Source organism: Marinifilum sp. N1E240 (genome assembly GCF_009295825.1).
Taxonomy (GTDB): Bacteria; Bacteroidota; Bacteroidia; order Bacteroidales; family Marinifilaceae; genus Marinifilum_A; species Marinifilum_A sediminis.
In genome coordinates this window covers 363,332-380,843 of record NZ_WHKF01000002.1, presented here as the reverse complement: position 1 = coordinate 380,843, position 17,512 = coordinate 363,332, and the positions used below count along the sequence as shown (strand labels likewise).

The following is a 17,512-nucleotide window of genomic DNA, read 5'->3' as shown; positions in this document are numbered from 1 at the left end:
ATTTTTACAACTATTTACTCTTAAAAATATTTGGTTTTATTCTACCAAAAGCATCGAATACAAAACGGTTCGATAGAATGATACTAATAAGTAGGTTTAGCGTACTTCCTACAAAAACCGCTACCATTATTAATATCTGATATTTTATTGCGACAACCGGAGAACTACCTCCTAAAATTTGTCCAGTCATCATTCCGGGGAGAGATATTAAACCAATTACTGACATGGTTGCAATTAATGGATTTAATCCTTTTCGTATTGCCTCGCTAATAAATGGTGCTAAAGTTTGCTTCTTATTACCCGTATTAATTAATAGAAAGTAATACATTTCCTGCTCTTTTGTCAATCTATCGAAATAGGTACTAACACCAACAATGTTATGATTTAGTGCATTTCCAAGAACCATTCCTGAAATAGGAATAAAATATCTGGCATCAAAAACATAGTCGAGTTGAATTACTATTCCCAGAAAAAATGTATCGAGGATAAGAATACTAGTAAATCCTGCCAGAAAAAATGGCAATGCAAAATATCGATAATTTAATCCAACACGCTTGATAGTTGTAAATGCACCAACCAGAATCATTACAAGAACCCAAGTTGCATTAATCAAGGCATTGTTCCATTCAAAAATGTACTCTAAATAAACAGCAATTAAAGACAGTTGCACCACCATTCGAACAAGTGCAATTAAGGTTTCTTTTACGATCTTGACTTTAAAATAGATGAAGCCTGCAAATGGAATCAGCAAAAGCAAGAAGCCTAATGCCAAACTGTATATATTAATATCAACAATCTCTTTCATGATGGTAGATTATAATTCTATTATTTGAGAACAATGGTTCAACCACTTTTGATTGTGCGAAGTGGAGATGATGGTTTTGTTTTTTAAGGATTGAATCAATTCTATAAAAAGATCTATAGAGTCATCATCGAGAGCAGAAACCGGTTCATCCAGAACAAGAATTGGTTTGTTCATGCTTAAACATGCTGCCACAATCATTCTCTGCCTTTGTCCACCACTCATTTTATTAAAAAGCTTTCCATTGTTATCGATACCCAAAAACTTTAAAAAGGAATGGTAATTTTTGATGCCTTCTTCGTCCAATTCCAAAAGTTCAACCAATTCCTGTCCTGATTCTATTGGCAAATTCACATTCTGTGGTAGCCATATAATTTGTTTGCGTATTTCATCAATCGAACTTGGGTTGACTTCAATATTATTGACTAAAATTTTACCAGCATCAGGAACTAAAATACCCATCATCAATTTCAACAAACTGGTTTTTCCCTTACCAGATGGCGCACTTAAACCAACCATTTCCCCTTCCTTAACTTTAAAACTAAGGTTCTCACAAATAATCTGTTCCGGAAATTTTAAGCTTATATTGTCAAATCTTATCATGAATATATATTTACACTATAAAGAAAATAATAATTCGTTTAGGAATAATAAAAAGATCCTTTATTCAGTCAGAATAATTCACATTCGAATTATTGTTTAACCAAACATTTACATTATTGAGATTATTCTCACCCTTACGTCTTATGCCAAAATACACAAAACCCCGAAACGCCCATATTTACTAACACATAAGCATCGCAATCGATTACTTGTGTTTTATAACACATTTTATTTATTCCAATTTAACAATCTCATTTAGATAGAAAGTTTACATTTGCAGCTCATCATATATGGATATCTAGATGTTCATATTGTAAGATTGTTAATTTTGAATATATAATATAATGGCAAAGTACTTGATTATAGGCGGCGTAGCCGGAGGAGCAACTACAGCTGCCCGATTACGAAGAATGGATGAATCGGCAGAAATTATCATGTTTGAACGTGGTGAACACATTTCTTATGCGAATTGCGGACTTCCTTATTACGTTGGTGGTGTAATTACTGAAAGAGAGAATTTACTACTTCAAACTCCCGAAAGTTTTAACAAACGCTTGAATGTTGATGTTCGTATCAAGAATGAAGTTCTTAAGATTAACAAAGCGGATAAAACGGTTGAAGTTGCTGATTTAATCAACAATACCACTTACATTGAATCTTATGACAAGTTGGTAGTATCTCCTGGCGCAGAACCAATAAAACCGCCAATCCCTGGTATTAACGACGAAGCGATTTTTACGGTTCGAAATGTAAAAGATACCGATAAAATCAAAAGTTATTACGATGAAAAACAACCGCAAAAAGCTGTAGTTGTTGGTGCAGGATTTATTGGCTTGGAAATGGCAGAAAACCTTCATCATTTAGGTATGATGGTGACCATCGTTGAAATGGCTGAACAAGTAATGACTCCATTAGACTACGAAATGGCCGCTGAAGTTCACCAGCATCTTAAAACCAAAAATGTTGAGTTTTATTTGAAAGATGGTGTAAGTGAATTCAAACGTGAAGGCGATTATTTGAATGTACATTTGCAATCGGGTCGTAAGGTGGAAGCCGATATGGTGATTTTATCTATTGGTGTTCGTCCGGAAACGAAATTGATAAAAGAAGCTGGAATAGATTTGGCTCCAAATGGTGGAATTAAAGTAAATGAATATCTGCAAACAAGCGATGAACATGTTTATGCTTTAGGAGATGCCATTGCTTTTCCTCATCCTATCACAGGAAAGTATACCAATGCCTATTTAGCTGGTCCGGCAAACAAACAAGGCAGACTACTAGCTAACAACTTAGTATTAGGACACAAACACACATACAAAGGCGCTATTGCCACTGCTATTGCCAAAGTTTTCGATTTAACAGTTGGATCAACAGGATTGGCTGAGAAAGTATTGAAAAAAGAGGGAATTTCTTACGTTTCGAATATTACACATGGTGGCGAGCATGCGGGTTATTATCCTGGAGCCTTACCAACAACCATTAAAATCATGTTCGATCCGGAGCATGGCAAATTATATGGTGCCCAAATAATTGGTTACAACGGTGTAGACAAACGTACCGATATGATTGCTACGGTTCTGCAAAAAGGTGGTACCATTTACGATCTTCAGGAAATTGAACATGCCTATGCTCCTCCCTACTCTTCCGCCAAAGATCCGGTTAATCAAGCAGGATTTACTGCAGGAAACATTATAGAAGGATTGGTGAACATCATTCACTGGGATGAGCTTCACCAACTGCATGCGCCAAATAATTTTATTTTGGATGTAAGAACTCCGGATGAATTTGAACTTGGAAACATTGAAGGAGCTGTAAATATAGAGGTTGATCAAATTCGTAACCGACTGGATGAAATCCCTAAGGATAAGAAAATTATTATCTACTGTGGAGTTGGTTTACGTGGTTATTTTGCCGCCAGAATCTTAATGCAAAAAGGATTCTCGAATGTTTACAATTTAAGTGGTGGATATAAAACCTACGAGCATGCAACTTGCAAGCAAAGTAACGAAGATATTTTCGAATCAAGTTATATTGCCAGAGACGGACACATCTATCGCGGAAAACCAAAGTCAAACAAAGAAGAAATTAAATCTAATTTAAAAACGATTGAAGTTGACGCGTGTGGCTTGCAATGTCCCGGACCAATTATCAAATTGAAAAAGGAAATGGACAAGCTTGAAAATGGTCAACGTTTACACCAAAAGGTAACCGATGCCGGATTTGTAAAAGATGCCGAAGCCTGGTGTAAAATGACAGGAAACAAATTAATATCTACTGAATCAGATAAGGGAATTTATTCTGCCATAATCGAAAAGCAGAAAGTAGAAAAAAGAGCTACATCCGGATTTGTTGATATGCCAAAAAACAAAACCATGGTTGTTTTCTCTGATGAGTTGGATAAAGCATTGGCATCCTTGGTTATTGCAAACGGTGCCGCTGCAACCGGAAACAAGGTTACCTTATTCTTTACCTTTTGGGGATTAAACATCATCAAAAAATCAAACAAGCCTAAGGTTCAGAAAGATTTTATGGGCAAAATGTTTGGTAAAATGATGGCTGATGATGCCGGCGATTTGAAACTATCGAAAATGAATATGATGGGCTTGGGATCGAAGATGATGAAGAAGCGTATGCTTTCTAAAAAAGTGGATTCTTTGGAAGACATGTTGCAAACTGCTATGGAAAATGGCGTTGAAATGATTGCTTGTCAAATGTCTATGGATGTGATGGGCGTTGCCGCAGAGGAATTATTAGATGGCGTTCAAATTGGAGGAGTTGCCACCTATCTTTCCGAAGCTGAACAATCAAACTTGAATTTGTTTATCTAAGAATATTATCAAAAAAAATAAACCTGACGGGCATCTATTACCTGTCAGGTTTTTTTATCATATATTAGTCAATTAAAGATGTATTTTATGTACAATAATTATCATTTATTGCATAGTACAGGAACAGCGAAGGAACACCGAAGACACCCACCTCTTACCAAGGATGATATTATGGTTTAATTGCCATGTGCAGTTTTCCCTTAATCCTCATCCTCTAAAATGAATACATCTTCCACCTTACATTCAAAAAACTGAGCCATTTTAAGCGCTAATACTGTTGATGGTACAAACTTTCCTTTCTCAATAGCATTTACCGTTTGTCTGGAAACACCCAATTGTTCAGCCAATCCTGCTTGAGTAACATCCTTTTTGGCTCTTTCTACTTTTATTGTATTTTTCACAGCTCTCCTTTTTAATACTTATTCAGTTCCAAACTTCCACTTTCTATTATAGGCATAAATTACTGTAAAAAATAGAAGATGTAATTGCAAAATATAAAAATCTTCGAACTCATACTCGGGACCAAGCCAGTACACCAATCCGATAAAAATCCATGTGAAAAATAAGGCTTGAGTCAAAGATTTATACCTCAATTGTTGATAAAATTCGTCTTCAACTTTCTCTTTTGAAAACAAGTACAATGTAAAACCAAGTAGAGATAATATAAGACCACCATTAACCCAAGGCTTTGCTTCTTCTTTGGTAAAATAGGGTGTATACTTTAAAATACTATCCAATTCAGGATTATCAATACTATTAATAGGTAGATCTTTATCAGCACTTAACCAGCCTCTATTAAAATCATCAATACCGCCAATAAAGGACAAGATAAACGCAATAAATACAAATAGGATTCCAATCCTTTTAAAATAATATGGGAAATAGGTTCTCATTCTGTCAATTTATAAGTTAAACTTTGATATTATTTTGTGCACAAAACAAATGTAAAGTTTATTTTACTTTTTGACAACTATTTACTTCTTTTTGTAAGATACAAAAGACATAACTTTAGTAAATATTAATTTTCCCAATTCACGATCAAGCTATTAATACTTTAAAATACATGGAATTACCAGACTGAATAGAATGACTCGTTTGTAATTTCTTAAATTCTCTCCAGAATTAAATATCATTCTATTAGAATTACTTAAACAAAAATCTAATTCTTGATTTTAACCTTAAGATTACATGCTGATATATTGGACTTTGCTCTTACAATTTCGTAAATTGCTACTGCTTAACTACCCTATTATTTGATTTGCCCAAAGAGAATATTAATTCAGTTAAATACATTATCTGAGAGTAAATTCAGTTGCCTCAAGCTTAATCTCAATCTAGGACTCGATCTTGCAATTGATTGTACTCGAAATCATGTGCGTTATTCTCCTGTAAAACGCCACATGATATAAAATAAACAGTTCCGAACAGGAAATATAAAGTACTACATTGGTAGTGGTTAGTGGTTAACCGAAACAGCGGAATTTTTCCGTAGTCCCTTTGTCAGAGGAATTCTGCTGTTTCAATCTTCTTGCTCCTCTATCACCTCTTTCTTCGCATTTCTCATTCGTACATAGACCATTGCCATAATGCTTAAAAAGCCTATTACCTTAAGATATTGTTTCAATAGAGAAATTGAATTGGCTTCCCATGAGTTTAAAATATCCGAATTATTTATCAGTAAAATTCCTCCTACCGAAAATACCAAAACGGCTAGTAAGCCAATCATTAGTTTCGTTTTATTTGTCATTTTATTCATTTTTTTGAGGCATGAAGGTAAATATTCTTTTCCTATATCCATTCTAAGAAGTTCGTAAACTGGAATATCAATCTAGAATTTCATATATTTAGTTATTTACATTTGAACTGATAACCAAAATAATAAACCATGATTGATAAGATTAGTACTCTTGGAGGATACATACATGAGTATCAAAAAAGTGTTGAAAACCCAGAAGCATTCTGGAGTAGAATTGCTGAAAGCTTCTTCTGGCGTAAAAAATGGGATAAAGTATTGGACTGGAATTTTTCCGAGCCAAGAATCAATTGGTTCGTTAATGGGAAAATGAACATTACCGAAAACATTTTTGAAAGACATCTTTTTACCAGAGGCGATCAGCCAGCAATCATCTGGGAACCAAACGATCCTTCGGATGAAAATAGAGTTTTGACTTATAACGAACTCTTCGATCAAGTTCAAAAGTTTTCGAATGTGATGCTTGATTTGGGCATTAAAAAAGGAGATCGCATTGCAATTTATATGCCTATGATTCCTGAATTGGCAATAGCAATGCTGGCTTGTGCAAGAATTGGAGCCATTCATTCTATCGTGTTTGCAGGGTTTTCAGCCAATTCTCTTGCAGATAGAATAAACGATGCCGAAGCTAAATTGGTGATTACATCCGATGGTGGATACCGAGGAAGTAAAATTATTCCCATAAAAGATATTGTGGACGAGGCAGTTGAGAACAGTCCATCCGTAGAGAAAGTAATTCTGGTTAAACGAACCAAATCCGAAATTACATTTAAAGAAAATAGAGATTTGTGGTGGCACGAATGCATGGCTAATGCAGAAGAAAAAAATAAAGCCGAACTAATGGATGCTGAAGATACATTGTTTATTCTTTATACATCCGGTTCAACCGATAAACCCAAAGGTATCGTTCATACTTGTGGCGGTTATATGGTTTATTCAGCTTATACGTTCAAAAATGTATTCCAGTATAGCGATGGCGATGTCTATTTCTGTTCTGCTGACATTGGCTGGATTACTGGGCACTCCTATATCGTTTATGGTCCCTTACTAAATGGAGCAACAACTATGATGTTCGAAGGAATTCCAACCTACCCTGATGCAGGAAGATATTGGGATATCGTCAATAAATATGGAGTTGCTCAATTTTACACTGCTCCTACCGCTATTCGCTCTCTGATTTCAATGGGACAAGAATATGTTGAGAACAAAGATTTAAGCACTTTAAAAGTTTTAGGAACCGTTGGTGAACCCATTAACGAAGAGGCGTGGCACTGGTATCACGATCATATTGGGAAAAATCGTTGTCCTATTGTTGATACCTGGTGGCAGACCGAAACTGGTGGTATTTCCATTAGTCCAATTGCAGGAATTATTCCAACCAAACCAGGATTTGCAACACTACCACAACCGGGAATTCAACCCATAATAGTGGATGGAGATGGAAAGGAACTATCGGGCAAGAGTGTAGAAGGAAATCTTTGTATAAAATATCCGTGGCCTGGAATGTTACGCACCATTTGGGGAGATCATGAAAGGTTAAAAAAAACTTATTTCAGTACATTCGACAAGCTTTATTTCTCGGGAGATGGCGTAAAAAGAGACGAAGATGGTTACTATCGAATTCTTGGTCGGGTTGACGATGTCATCAACGTATCTGGACACAGAATGGGAACTGCGGAAGTTGAAAATGCCATAAATGAGCACCCATTGGTGAATGAATCAGCCGTTGTAGGATATCCACATGATATTAAAGGGCAAGGAATATATGCTTTTGTGGTGTGTGGAGAATTATCGACTGGCGGCGAGGAAGGTATCAAAACAAGTATCCGTAAAGGTGTTACAAAAATAATCGGACCAATTGCCAAGCCTGATAAAATACTATTGGTAAGAGGATTACCTAAAACCAGGTCGGGCAAAATCATGCGTAGAATTCTACGTAAAATCGCTCAAGGCGATTACTCCAACTTTGGAGATATTTCCACTTTATTAGATACTTCGGTAGTTGAAGAAATAATAAACGGAGCACTGGAAGAGGTAAAGGAATAAATAATTAGAGGTTATCAATATGATAGCCTCTTTTTTTTAGAATTATTGATGCAAATAATAGCTATTCTTAACTCATTTATTTATCTTAAATGTGATAGATTAAATTACCAATACACATGGCTAAATCAATGAAAAAAGTTCTTATTACTCTCTTACTACTTATTCCATTATGCGGATTTTCTCAAAATGAATGGTATCAATTACAAATACCTGAACAAGGTTATAGCATTGAATTTCCTTCGCAACCGAAGGCAAGTAATAAAACCATTCCTTCAGAAATTGGGCAATTGCTCATAAAAATGCAGATTCTTGATTATTCGAAGGAGACCAATAAATCAACACTCTTATATCTGTCCAATCATACCCTTTATCCTAAAGAATACGAAAGTTATAAAGATACTGCTAACCTTCCAACCTTTTATAAGGAAGCAATTCATGGAGCTGTAACAAATGTAAATGGAAAACTTATATCTGAAAAAGATGTTTTCTATGAAAAGTATCCCGGTAAAGAAATTAAAATTGACTATGGAAATGGCTATGCTATTATAACGGCACGTATGTTTCTTATTGGTTATGATATGTATATGATACAAACCATTACTGAAACGGCTAAAGATAACAATGCCGAAATGCAAAAATATTTTGATTCTTTTAAATTGATCAAAAAAACCAAACAAATGAAAAAAGAATTCCTTGGCTTAAGAACAACAATTTATAAAGTACCCAATTTGATCGAAGCAAAAGAGTGGTACGAACAAGCATTTGATGCTAAAGCATATTTTGTTGAAGATTTTTATGTAGGTTTTAATATTGGTGGATATGAATTGGGCTTACTGCCCGAACCTGAATCTGCAAGTCCAAAATCAGAAAATGTTCTATCCTATTGGGGTGTAGATGATATAAATGAAAGTTATTCCAGGTTAATTGAAAATGGTGCAACCGAACATGAAAAGCCAATGAATGTTGGTGGTGAATTATGGGTGGCAAGTGTGAAGGACCCGTGGGATAATGTGATCGGAATAATTTACAACCCAGCATTTACTTTGGAATAATTTGAGAACTAATAATTTTACGATAAACCAATACAAATGAAAATCGGAATTGCTTTAGGAGGTGGTGGAGCAAGAGGGTTTGCTCATTTGGGAGTGCTAAAAGCTCTCGAAGAAAAAGGCATTAAGCCAGATGTAATATCTGGTGTTAGTGCTGGCGCGCTAATTGGTGCCTTCATAGCTTCAGGTTTCAGCTATTCAAAAATTCTTCGAGCACTTAAGAATAAAGGCGTTATGGCCTATTCTAAATGGCAATATCCTCGACATGGATTGTTTAGTCTTAACGGATTGGAGAAAGAGGTGAAGAAACACATTAAAACCAAGTTGATAGAAAATCTTAAAATTCCCCTTTTTATTGCTGTTTCTAACCTAAACGATGGACGTATTGAATACATTAAGGAAGGTGATTTAATAGAGTATCTGCTAGCATCTGTCAGTATTCCTGTTCTGTTTTCGCCTGTATTAATAAATGATAAAATGTATGTTGACGGAGGTTTGTTCGACAATTTACCCATTTCTCCCCTGTTGAATAAATGTGATGTGATAATTGCCGTAAATGTTAGTCCTATCCAGAAAATTGAAAAATTTGATAATCTGGTTCAGGTGGCATCAAGAACCTTTCAATTGGGAGTTCACTCTAATGTGATCAGACACAAAGAAAAATGTTCACTCCTAATAGAACCTAAAGGTCTGAGAAATTATGAAATTTTAAATGGAAATAAGGCTCAGGAAATCTTTAAATTAGGATACGATTACACCAAAAATCTGGACATTCCCAAATTTGAATAAATTTAAATTATCAGATAATAAACCTATATTTATATTAATCAATATTTTACCCAATTAACTCTATTAAAACCCTAAGATGATTTCAAAAAAAGCAAAAGCAATTGAAGCCTTTCATTCAGGTATGAACTGTGCTCAATCAGTTCTGTTGGCTTATTCCGAACAATTTAAATTAGATGAAAATCTTGCCTTTCAAATTTCAAGTGGATTTGGCGGTGGCATGGGAAGATTACAGAAAACCTGTGGAGCAGTAACAGGTGCTTTTATGGTTATTGGAATTCACAATTGCGAAAAGTATTCCAATCACAGGTTACAGACCGACAATAATAGATCGATGATTCAGGAGTTTAATCGGATATTTCTGACAAAACACGAATCTTTAGATTGTAAAGAACTTATTAAATGTGATTTGAATACCAAAGAAGGACAGGAATATTCCAAGAAAAATCAAGTCAAGAAAAACATCTGCGAAAAATGCATTACAAATTCTATAGAAATTGTTGAGGCTTTACTAAACTAAAAAAGCAGGCTTAAAGCCTGCTTTCTATATTTATAATGTTTCACTAATTTCTATTTCAAATAGTTTTGCCATCACTTCCTTCACCTCATTCAGATCCGGATTGATATCAAAAACATGGGAAGGTTTCAAATAACAAACTTCCTTCTCACGTTTGAATCGTTCCTCTCCTCCACCTGTAATATTAAGCATTACACAGGCATCTTTATCCAATTTCCCTTCCTGAGCATATTTTATTAAAGTAGCTGTTGCCACCGCCGCTGCAGGATGAATATCGTTACCTTCGGTTTCTTCAAAGATTTTTGCTGCTTCAGCAGCTTCTTCGTTGGTAGCTTTTAAAACATCGCCGCCAGCATCTTTCATAGCATCGTACAAACCGCCTTTAATCGAATATGGAGGTTTACGATTTGACAATACTTTTGCTACAATTTCTTCAACCTGCTTTCTAGCCAAATTATCATCCAATGGTAACATTTCACGCGAATCTTCTTTCCATGCATCATACATTGGCAAGAATGGAGTATTTTGAGAAACCATTAACTTCATCTTATTGGAGCCAAATCTACCATCTTCGATAAAACGTAAATTAGCTTCCCAGGCTGCAATAGCACCAGTACCGGAACCTACTGCCTGGAAATAATAATCAGGAATTTTTCCAATCTCGGTAACTGCTGAATTAACCGTACAAGCCATACCATCACGACGAGCAACATTCTTAGCGCCTCCTTCGGCAATAAAACCATCTAACTGACAAGCAATATTTGAAAGATGAATGGCATCAAAATAATCGCTACCCGATTTCGTAGCCACCAAACGTACATTGTCCTTTATTGCTTCATCAAACCACAAAGCATTAATATTATCTTCAGGAACGCACAAAAGCAATGGAATATTATTATCGGAGCAAACTCGTGCAAAAGCTCGTGCAGTATTTCCTGCAGATGCAACCACCAATATTTGATTGTTATCTTCTAACCGACCTCCAACAGCATAAGCCTCAGTTTCTTTAAAAGAACATGTTCTAAACTTTGCACCTTTCTCTGGCCAATAACCACTAAAAGTAATGTAAAGATTATTCAAGCCCAGATACTTTGCCAAACCTTCACTTTTGTAGGTTGCAGGAGCTGAAGAGCCTTCAAGAGTTTTATGTATAGGTAACCAATCTGAAAATTTATAAATTCCCAGGGAGTTATCTTTAACATTTAATTGTTTTTTATCGTAAATTGCTCTAACCAAGCATGGCTTATCTTCTCCAGGAGCGTCAAGAGTCCATCCTGCATCGGCAAATCTTTTTCCAGTCTGCATCGACTCCAGTATAAAGTCAGTAGGTCGAAAATCTTTTGTCATTTTTACACGTTTTGATTTTGAAGATGTAAAAATAGTCATTTTACTGTATACTTAAAGTTTTTCGAACTATTTAGATGCAATTATCATATTGATACAAATCTGTTTTTTGAAAATTTTAAAAAAACAATTTTCAATTTTAAGTCTGTTTTTTTTCAAAAGTTCTATATTTAATAATCAAAAAATAGATTTAAGTAAAAGTTGAACACACACACTTAAAACTTTTTGTTTTCTGATAATGAAAATAGTTTGTTTTAAGATCTCCTCTTGAAAATTAATATATGGATCAATATGAAATCATATTAGGCAAAGGAATTGCTGGAGTAGAATTTGGGATGATTCAGGCTGATGTGGAAAAAACACTGGGCAAAGCTGATGAAGTAGGAGAATATTCTCTATCACCCGAGGAGAGTAGTATTACTTTATTCTATCATAGCCATGGTTTAAGTTTTACTTTCGAATCTGTCGATCAGGATAAACTAAGTTATATTTCTGTTCACAAGGATTCTTATCACCTATTTAATTTTATTAAACTTGGATTACCCAAAAGAATGCTTCTTGATGAAATTGAGCACTTTCAATTGGGTAAGCCTGAATTTGAAAATGCAGACTCTGAAGAATTTCCAACACATGAGCTAATATACTTTACGTCGGAAAATCTTCACCTGTGGTTTGATGATGGTAAAATCTCAGAAATTCAATTTGGTCCTTTTTGGGAGGATATCAAAACCATAGTTTGGGAAGAATAAGATTAGCTTTTTTTAGGAAACCATGGGATAAATGAACTTGTTGTTTCAATGTAATTTCCATATCCCGATTTGGTTTTAGATAAACTTCTCTCCAAAAGACGTACGCCAGAAACCTTAAGTAATAAGTAAGTCATTACTATTACTCCTACTAAAGGTAAATATGTGTTCGTTGCAAGGCAAAACAGTCCTATGCCCCACCAAATTACAGCCTCTCCAAAATAATTTGGATGCCGGGAATATTTCCAAAGTCCATGACGAAGAACTTTTCCTTTGTTATCTGAATTGGATTTAAAAAGCCATAACTGTAAATCGCCAAGCGATTCAAAAATAAAACCTATAACAAACAAAGCCAATGCAATATAATCAAGCCAAATTAAACCAGTATCGATTGTATAATAGAAAACTGCTAGCAAAGGCAAGGAAATGATCCAACACAAAATCCCCTGAAGAAGAAAAACCTGAAAGAAACTAAACCACCAATATCGTTTTTCTCCATAATCCTTTCGAAACTTTTGATAACGATAATCTTCACCCTTCCCCCAATTACGAACCAACAAATATCCACTTAATCGAATTGCCCAGAGAACAATTAATACAAAGACTATTTCCGATCTCAGACCTACCGATTCGGTAACCGAATAATAATGAAAGCTTAAAATTAGAAAGCCAATACTCCAAAACGGATCAATAATACTAGCATTTTTTATAATAACACTAAACAACCAAAGTAATACCAGTGGCAGAAATAAATATGGGAAAGCACTGAGCCAAACAGCAATAAAATCCATGATTCTTCCTTTCTATATACAATTTACAACTAAAAGACAATTCTATACTTATAAAGTTCATCATTAAACATCACATCTTAACCACAGAGAATCAGACGAATCATTTTTAATCTTTAAACTTGATTATAGTAGGATTCGTAAATCGCCATTATTTTTATAAATTGCACGCCTAAACGGGGAATTCCCCACACAACAACTATATTATTTCCTAATCAAAAACTGCGCTTATTCTAGCCAGTAACAAAAGATGGTTTTTTAGTTAATAACTGATGTTTTTAAATCACATCACGGGCGGATTGTATCCTGTCCTGAAAAACCATAAACATGAACAAACAATCTTACGAGCATGGGAGCTCAGAAGTGCCTTTACTTGGCGAAACTATCACAGAAAGACTAAGAAAAACAGTTGAATTATACCCAAATAATGAAGCATTAATAGTACCCTATCAAAACTACCGAGCCACATACTCCGAATTTTGGAATCAGATTGAAGAAGTAGCGAAAGGACTCCTGGCTTTTGGAGTAAAAAAAGGCGATCGTGTTGGAATCTGGTCTCCGAATCGTTACGAATGGGTAATTGTTCAATTCGCAACTGCAAGAATTGGTGCCATATTGGTAAATGTAAATCCTGCATACAAAGCATCAGAACTTAAGTTTGCACTTCGTCAATCCGAAATTAGCTTGCTTTTGATGTCGAAGAATTTTAGAAAAACCAACTACTTTGAAATCATTCAGGAAGTAAGAAAATCATGTATTCATTTGAAGCAAATCGTAATATTAGATCGCGATTGGCAAGCCTTAATCGAAGCTGGTAAAAGAATTACAAGTGGTGAAATAGATGCAATAGAATCAAGCCTACAGTTTGATGATCCAATAAATATACAATATACATCGGGAACTACAGGGTTTCCTAAAGGAGCTACACTTACTCACCATAACATTTTGAACAATGGCTATTTTATTGGTGAAAGATTGAAATACACCCAAAAAGATCGCGTTTGCATTCCCGTTCCTTTTTACCATTGTTTTGGAATGGTATTGGGGAATTTAGCTTGCATTACTCATGGCTCGACAATGGTGATTCCTGGTGAAGCTTTCGAATCTGAGACAGTACTAAAAACCGTTCAAGACGAGAAGTGTACTTCACTTTATGGAGTGCCCTTAATGTTTATTGCGGAATTGGAACATCCGAATTTTAGCAATTACACATTAAGTAGCTTGCGAACCGGAATTATGGCTGGAGCCTCCTGTCCCGAAAAAGCTATGCGTGAAGTTCAGGAAAAAATGAACATGAAAGAGGTTGCCATTTGTTATGGCATGACCGAAACATCTCCTGTCTCCACTCAAACATTTGTGAATGATAAAATCGATAAAAGAGTTGGTACAGTAGGTCGTGTTCATCCTCATCAGGAAATTAAAATAATAAACCCTGAAAGCGGAAAAATAGTTGAACGGGGCGAAAGCGGCGAATTTTGCACAAGAGGTTACTCTGTGATGCTAAAATATTGGAACAACGAGGAAGCTACCAATGCTGTAATAGATGATGCAGGTTGGATGCATACCGGTGATTTAGCCACAATGGACAAAGATGGATATGTTAGCATCACGGGTAGAATCAAAGACATGATCATTCGTGGTGGAGAAAATATTTCACCTTTCGAAATTGAGGAGTATCTGCACACTCACGAATCAATTAGCGAAGTGTATGTAATAGGTGTTCCCGATTACAAATATGGGGAGGTGGTAATGGCATGGATTAAATTTAAGGATGGAAAATCTGCCAGTGAGGAAGAACTTCGAGAGTATTGCAAAGGACAAATTGCAACCTATAAAATTCCTAAATATTTCAAATTTACTACAGAATTTCCAACAACGGTAACCGGTAAAATTCGAAAAATTGAGATGAGAGAAATCTCTAGCAAGGAATTGGAACTTGTAGGAAGATAAATAAAAACTCCCTGTCATATTTATGATGACAGGGAGTTATACTTTAAAATTTCAATTGCTCTGCAATCTTTAACAATTCTCCTTTGCTTAACTTGTAAGTACTGACAATTGAAATGATCATATCTTCTTTTGGATACTCGATTATTAAAGCATTCCCCTCAATCTCTCCTTCTTCTTCATCAATGGCATCACCAAAATGCATCTTACGGCCATCGTGACTAAAATGCTGATATTTATCCATACCTTCAGCTGCTGAATCAGTATGCATATTTTCAATTGAACTTGCCACAATCACGAAATTCTCTTTCATCGACTTCATGTAAGAAGTCATATATTGACCGTCCACATTCATAGTCATTGCTTTTTTAAATCCGGCGTATTCAATATCTTGAGTTGCTTTTTTAAATCGCTCAAAAGAGTAGCTTACAGGGATCATATCTTCATCATCGTCCTGGTATGAATCCTGATCATCATCATCAGAATCAGCATAAATATCTACTACCGCATTTAAATCTGTCCATTCAATATCCTGAGGAGCCGAAAATTTAAATGAAGGCACTGAAATATTTTCTTCAAACAAAGTAGCTGTTTCGGTATTAATTTTACCCAACATCCTTACTTTTGTCTGTAATGCAACTCCTTTATAAATGGTTTCTGTTACGCCCAAAACTTTAATTATATCGCATTTGCGTCCTAACATTGTTCCTACTCCCAGTTTTGTTCCGCCAATATCATTAAATATTTCATTCGCGAATTTATCCTTCTGAAATTCCGACATTTGATCGTAGGCTTGATAAAATTCTGTAGGGATGCCATAGGAGTGTTTGGTTCCTGTACCTAAAATTAAATCTGCCGAGTAGAAATCTTCTCCATTTACAATTTTTAATGTGTGAGCTTCTTCGACCGTTTTTATTCCAAAAATTTCAGTTGTTGTAATAACTTTAAGCTCATCTCGATATTGTCTTCCGTAATCGTCGAACCAAATAGAACGAACACCTTCCGATATTCCGACTACTTTCATTTCAATATGTCCCGATTTCACCAGAAATCTTTTGTGATTAGCCTGTGCAGATACACAAACACTTGTTGCTAACAGAGCTACACAGGTAATTAGTACTTTAAATTTCATCTTTTAATTAATTGGTTAGAAGTGAATAACAATACTATGTATATTTAATCTAAATTAGCAATAACAAAATTAGTACCAAAATATCATTTATTGTATAATCAATTGTTTACGATAATTTAACACTGAATTTTATCCATCTACTTCCGTTTGCCTTAATAACCATTAAATCTTAGCAAGAATAAACTTTTAATATGAAAAGTTCAGAATTGCATTCTGAACTTCATAAACATCTAAAACTCTAGAAATCCCACAATTACAAGTCCTATTATACAACACATACTTATATTGCCATTCCGTTTACGAGCGCATCACAGCCCTGTAATCCATGAACTTACATTTTTCAAAGAGAAATGTTGCAGGGTAGGCATGTTTTTAAACTACATTCTGCTTTAAATACCTGCTATGCATTTTGTTAGTTTTGCCGCCTCAATCAGGATAAAATTAACTATAGCGATGAACAACGTAAAATTAGGAAATCCGGCTGTTGTCGGACTTGGAGGATTTGGTTTAAGTACCATTTTATTACAATTACACAACTTAGGATTGTGTGGATTAGGTCCAGTATTGGCAGTAGGTTTTGCTTTTGGTGGTATAGCACAATTGTGCGCAGGATTATTAGAACACAAAAACGGTAACAACTTTGGTTTTGCAGCGTTCTCTGCATACGGTTCGTTTTGGATAAGTATTGGTATTGTATGGATGCTTAATCACTTTGGAATTTACAAATCATCAGGTACTGATGTAGGATATTTCCTTATTGGATATACATTCTTCACTTTAATTTTATGGTTTGCATCACTATTTATTCATGGGGCAATGGCAACCACTTTTAGCATTCTAATGGTAGGTTTCATTCTTTTGGATTTAGGACACTTTGGATTCCCTATCATGAATATCGCAGCAGCATACGTTCTAATTGCATGTGCTCTTGCAGCTTGGTACATGATGGGAGCAATTATCATTAACGATGTTGCAGGAAAAACAATTCTAAAGGTTGGTAAACCTTGGATTGCACCAGCTAAATAAGAAGCTTCACTTATTATAAAGCATTAAAAAGGGAAATTGGATAACATCCGATTTCCCTTTTATTTTTTAAATGAATCCAATTGTAAATCAGATTTCACCCCTTCGCCTGTCGGCACTTCCCCAACGAGGGGAAGATCACTAAATA

Annotated in this window: 16 protein-coding genes; 8 read left to right on the top strand and 8 right to left on the bottom strand. The window is 35.1% G+C overall.

What is annotated here, in order from left to right; translation table 11 throughout:
* Positions 1 to 10: 10 nt before the first annotated feature.
* Both GCQ56_RS06550 and GCQ56_RS06545 read right to left on the bottom strand, forming a co-directional pair.
* Entirely contained in the window at positions 11 to 805 is a 795-nt protein-coding gene (locus GCQ56_RS06550; RefSeq protein WP_152733617.1) for an ABC transporter permease, read from the bottom strand.
* A gap of 9 nt (positions 806 to 814) precedes the next feature.
* Positions 815 to 1,405, bottom strand: coding sequence for an ATP-binding cassette domain-containing protein (locus GCQ56_RS06545; RefSeq protein WP_152733616.1), 591 nt, complete (start codon positions 1,403 to 1,405; stop codon positions 815 to 817).
* 344 nt (positions 1,406 to 1,749) lie between these two features.
* Between GCQ56_RS06545 and GCQ56_RS06540 the strand changes: the two genes are divergently transcribed.
* The gene (locus GCQ56_RS06540; RefSeq protein WP_152733615.1) at positions 1,750 to 4,233 is read left to right on the top strand and encodes an FAD-dependent oxidoreductase; all 2,484 of its coding nucleotides are present in this window, start codon (positions 1,750 to 1,752) and stop codon (positions 4,231 to 4,233) included.
* A 200-nt stretch (positions 4,234 to 4,433) separates the two neighbouring features.
* Here GCQ56_RS06540 and GCQ56_RS06535 read toward each other — a convergent pair whose 3' ends face one another.
* From GCQ56_RS06535 to GCQ56_RS06525, 3 genes are all read right to left on the bottom strand, one after another.
* Positions 4,434 to 4,634, bottom strand: a complete 201-nt coding sequence (locus tag GCQ56_RS06535) for a helix-turn-helix transcriptional regulator (RefSeq protein WP_299993291.1) — start codon at positions 4,632 to 4,634, stop codon at positions 4,434 to 4,436.
* 18 nt (positions 4,635 to 4,652) lie between these two features.
* Positions 4,653 to 5,126 carry a hypothetical protein gene (locus GCQ56_RS06530; protein WP_152733614.1) on the bottom strand — a complete coding sequence of 158 codons (474 nt, stop codon included), beginning with the start codon at positions 5,124 to 5,126 and terminating at the stop codon, positions 4,653 to 4,655.
* Between the two features lie 626 nt (positions 5,127 to 5,752).
* Entirely contained in the window at positions 5,753 to 5,980 is a 228-nt protein-coding gene (locus tag GCQ56_RS06525) for a hypothetical protein (RefSeq protein ID WP_152733613.1), read from the bottom strand.
* A gap of 138 nt (positions 5,981 to 6,118) precedes the next feature.
* On the opposite strand from GCQ56_RS06525, the gene acs reads away from it, so the two are divergent.
* The 4 genes from acs to GCQ56_RS06505 all read left to right on the top strand — a co-directional run bounded on the left by acs (position 6,119) and on the right by GCQ56_RS06505 (position 10,387).
* Positions 6,119 to 8,032 carry an acetate--CoA ligase gene (gene acs, locus GCQ56_RS06520; protein ID WP_152733612.1) on the top strand — a complete coding sequence of 638 codons (1,914 nt, stop codon included), beginning with the start codon at positions 6,119 to 6,121 and terminating at the stop codon, positions 8,030 to 8,032.
* A gap of 116 nt (positions 8,033 to 8,148) precedes the next feature.
* Positions 8,149 to 9,084 carry a VOC family protein gene (locus tag GCQ56_RS20495; protein ID WP_227006015.1) on the top strand — a complete coding sequence of 312 codons (936 nt, stop codon included), beginning with the start codon at positions 8,149 to 8,151 and terminating at the stop codon, positions 9,082 to 9,084.
* A gap of 36 nt (positions 9,085 to 9,120) precedes the next feature.
* Positions 9,121 to 9,870: a patatin-like phospholipase family protein gene (locus GCQ56_RS06510; RefSeq protein WP_152733611.1), complete on the top strand. Its 750-nt coding sequence runs from the start codon at positions 9,121 to 9,123 to the stop codon at positions 9,868 to 9,870.
* Positions 9,871 to 9,946: 76 nt separating this feature from the next.
* Positions 9,947 to 10,387, top strand: a complete 441-nt coding sequence (locus GCQ56_RS06505; protein ID WP_152733610.1) for a C-GCAxxG-C-C family protein — start codon at positions 9,947 to 9,949, stop codon at positions 10,385 to 10,387.
* A 30-nt stretch (positions 10,388 to 10,417) separates the two neighbouring features.
* Here GCQ56_RS06505 and GCQ56_RS06500 read toward each other — a convergent pair whose 3' ends face one another.
* Positions 10,418 to 11,731 carry a cysteate synthase gene (locus GCQ56_RS06500; RefSeq protein WP_193323729.1) on the bottom strand — a complete coding sequence of 438 codons (1,314 nt, stop codon included), beginning with the start codon at positions 11,729 to 11,731 and terminating at the stop codon, positions 10,418 to 10,420.
* 278 nt (positions 11,732 to 12,009) lie between these two features.
* Here GCQ56_RS06500 and GCQ56_RS06495 point away from each other — a divergent pair, with 278 nt between their 5' ends.
* On the top strand, positions 12,010 to 12,477 hold the full coding sequence (locus GCQ56_RS06495; RefSeq protein ID WP_152733609.1) for a hypothetical protein: 468 nt from the start codon (positions 12,010 to 12,012) through the stop codon (positions 12,475 to 12,477).
* 2 nt (positions 12,478 to 12,479) lie between these two features.
* On the opposite strand, the gene GCQ56_RS06490 is transcribed toward GCQ56_RS06495, so the two are convergent.
* Entirely contained in the window at positions 12,480 to 13,265 is a 786-nt protein-coding gene (locus GCQ56_RS06490; RefSeq protein WP_152733608.1) for a DUF1295 domain-containing protein, read from the bottom strand.
* A 324-nt stretch (positions 13,266 to 13,589) separates the two neighbouring features.
* On the opposite strand from GCQ56_RS06490, the gene GCQ56_RS06485 reads away from it, so the two are divergent.
* Complete coding sequence (locus GCQ56_RS06485; RefSeq protein ID WP_152733607.1) at positions 13,590 to 15,212, top strand: AMP-binding protein; 1,623 nt, start codon at positions 13,590 to 13,592, stop codon at positions 15,210 to 15,212.
* A 43-nt stretch (positions 15,213 to 15,255) separates the two neighbouring features.
* Here the strand turns inward: GCQ56_RS06485 and GCQ56_RS06480 are convergent, their stop codons facing one another.
* The gene (locus tag GCQ56_RS06480) at positions 15,256 to 16,341 is read right to left on the bottom strand and encodes a hypothetical protein (protein WP_152733606.1); all 1,086 of its coding nucleotides are present in this window, start codon (positions 16,339 to 16,341) and stop codon (positions 15,256 to 15,258) included.
* A gap of 453 nt (positions 16,342 to 16,794) precedes the next feature.
* Here GCQ56_RS06480 and GCQ56_RS06475 point away from each other — a divergent pair, with 453 nt between their 5' ends.
* Positions 16,795 to 17,367 carry an acetate uptake transporter gene (locus GCQ56_RS06475; RefSeq protein ID WP_152733605.1) on the top strand — a complete coding sequence of 191 codons (573 nt, stop codon included), beginning with the start codon at positions 16,795 to 16,797 and terminating at the stop codon, positions 17,365 to 17,367.
* The last annotated feature ends 145 nt before the right edge of the window (positions 17,368 to 17,512 follow it).

Bases quoted from the DNA above. Each gene is read 5' to 3' on its own strand.
- GCQ56_RS06550 (WP_152733617.1), bottom strand. From the start codon at position 805: ATGAAAGAGATTGTTGATATTAATATATACAGTTTGGCATTAGGCTTC.
- GCQ56_RS06545 (WP_152733616.1), bottom strand. From the start codon at position 1,405: ATGATAAGATTTGACAATATAAGCTTAAAATTTCCGGAACAGATTATT.
- GCQ56_RS06540 (WP_152733615.1), top strand. From the start codon at position 1,750: ATGGCAAAGTACTTGATTATAGGCGGCGTAGCCGGAGGAGCAACTACA.
- GCQ56_RS06530 (WP_152733614.1), bottom strand. From the start codon at position 5,126: ATGAGAACCTATTTCCCATATTATTTTAAAAGGATTGGAATCCTATTT.
- GCQ56_RS06525 (WP_152733613.1), bottom strand. From the start codon at position 5,980: ATGACAAATAAAACGAAACTAATGATTGGCTTACTAGCCGTTTTGGTA.
- acs (WP_152733612.1), top strand. From the start codon at position 6,119: ATGATTGATAAGATTAGTACTCTTGGAGGATACATACATGAGTATCAA.
- GCQ56_RS20495 (WP_227006015.1), top strand. From the start codon at position 8,149: ATGGCTAAATCAATGAAAAAAGTTCTTATTACTCTCTTACTACTTATT.
- GCQ56_RS06510 (WP_152733611.1), top strand. From the start codon at position 9,121: ATGAAAATCGGAATTGCTTTAGGAGGTGGTGGAGCAAGAGGGTTTGCT.
- GCQ56_RS06505 (WP_152733610.1), top strand. From the start codon at position 9,947: ATGATTTCAAAAAAAGCAAAAGCAATTGAAGCCTTTCATTCAGGTATG.
- GCQ56_RS06500 (WP_193323729.1), bottom strand. From the start codon at position 11,731: ATGACAAAAGATTTTCGACCTACTGACTTTATACTGGAGTCGATGCAG.
- GCQ56_RS06495 (WP_152733609.1), top strand. From the start codon at position 12,010: ATGGATCAATATGAAATCATATTAGGCAAAGGAATTGCTGGAGTAGAA.
- GCQ56_RS06490 (WP_152733608.1), bottom strand. From the start codon at position 13,265: ATGGATTTTATTGCTGTTTGGCTCAGTGCTTTCCCATATTTATTTCTG.
- GCQ56_RS06485 (WP_152733607.1), top strand. From the start codon at position 13,590: ATGAACAAACAATCTTACGAGCATGGGAGCTCAGAAGTGCCTTTACTT.
- GCQ56_RS06480 (WP_152733606.1), bottom strand. From the start codon at position 16,341: ATGAAATTTAAAGTACTAATTACCTGTGTAGCTCTGTTAGCAACAAGT.
- GCQ56_RS06475 (WP_152733605.1), top strand. From the start codon at position 16,795: ATGAACAACGTAAAATTAGGAAATCCGGCTGTTGTCGGACTTGGAGGA.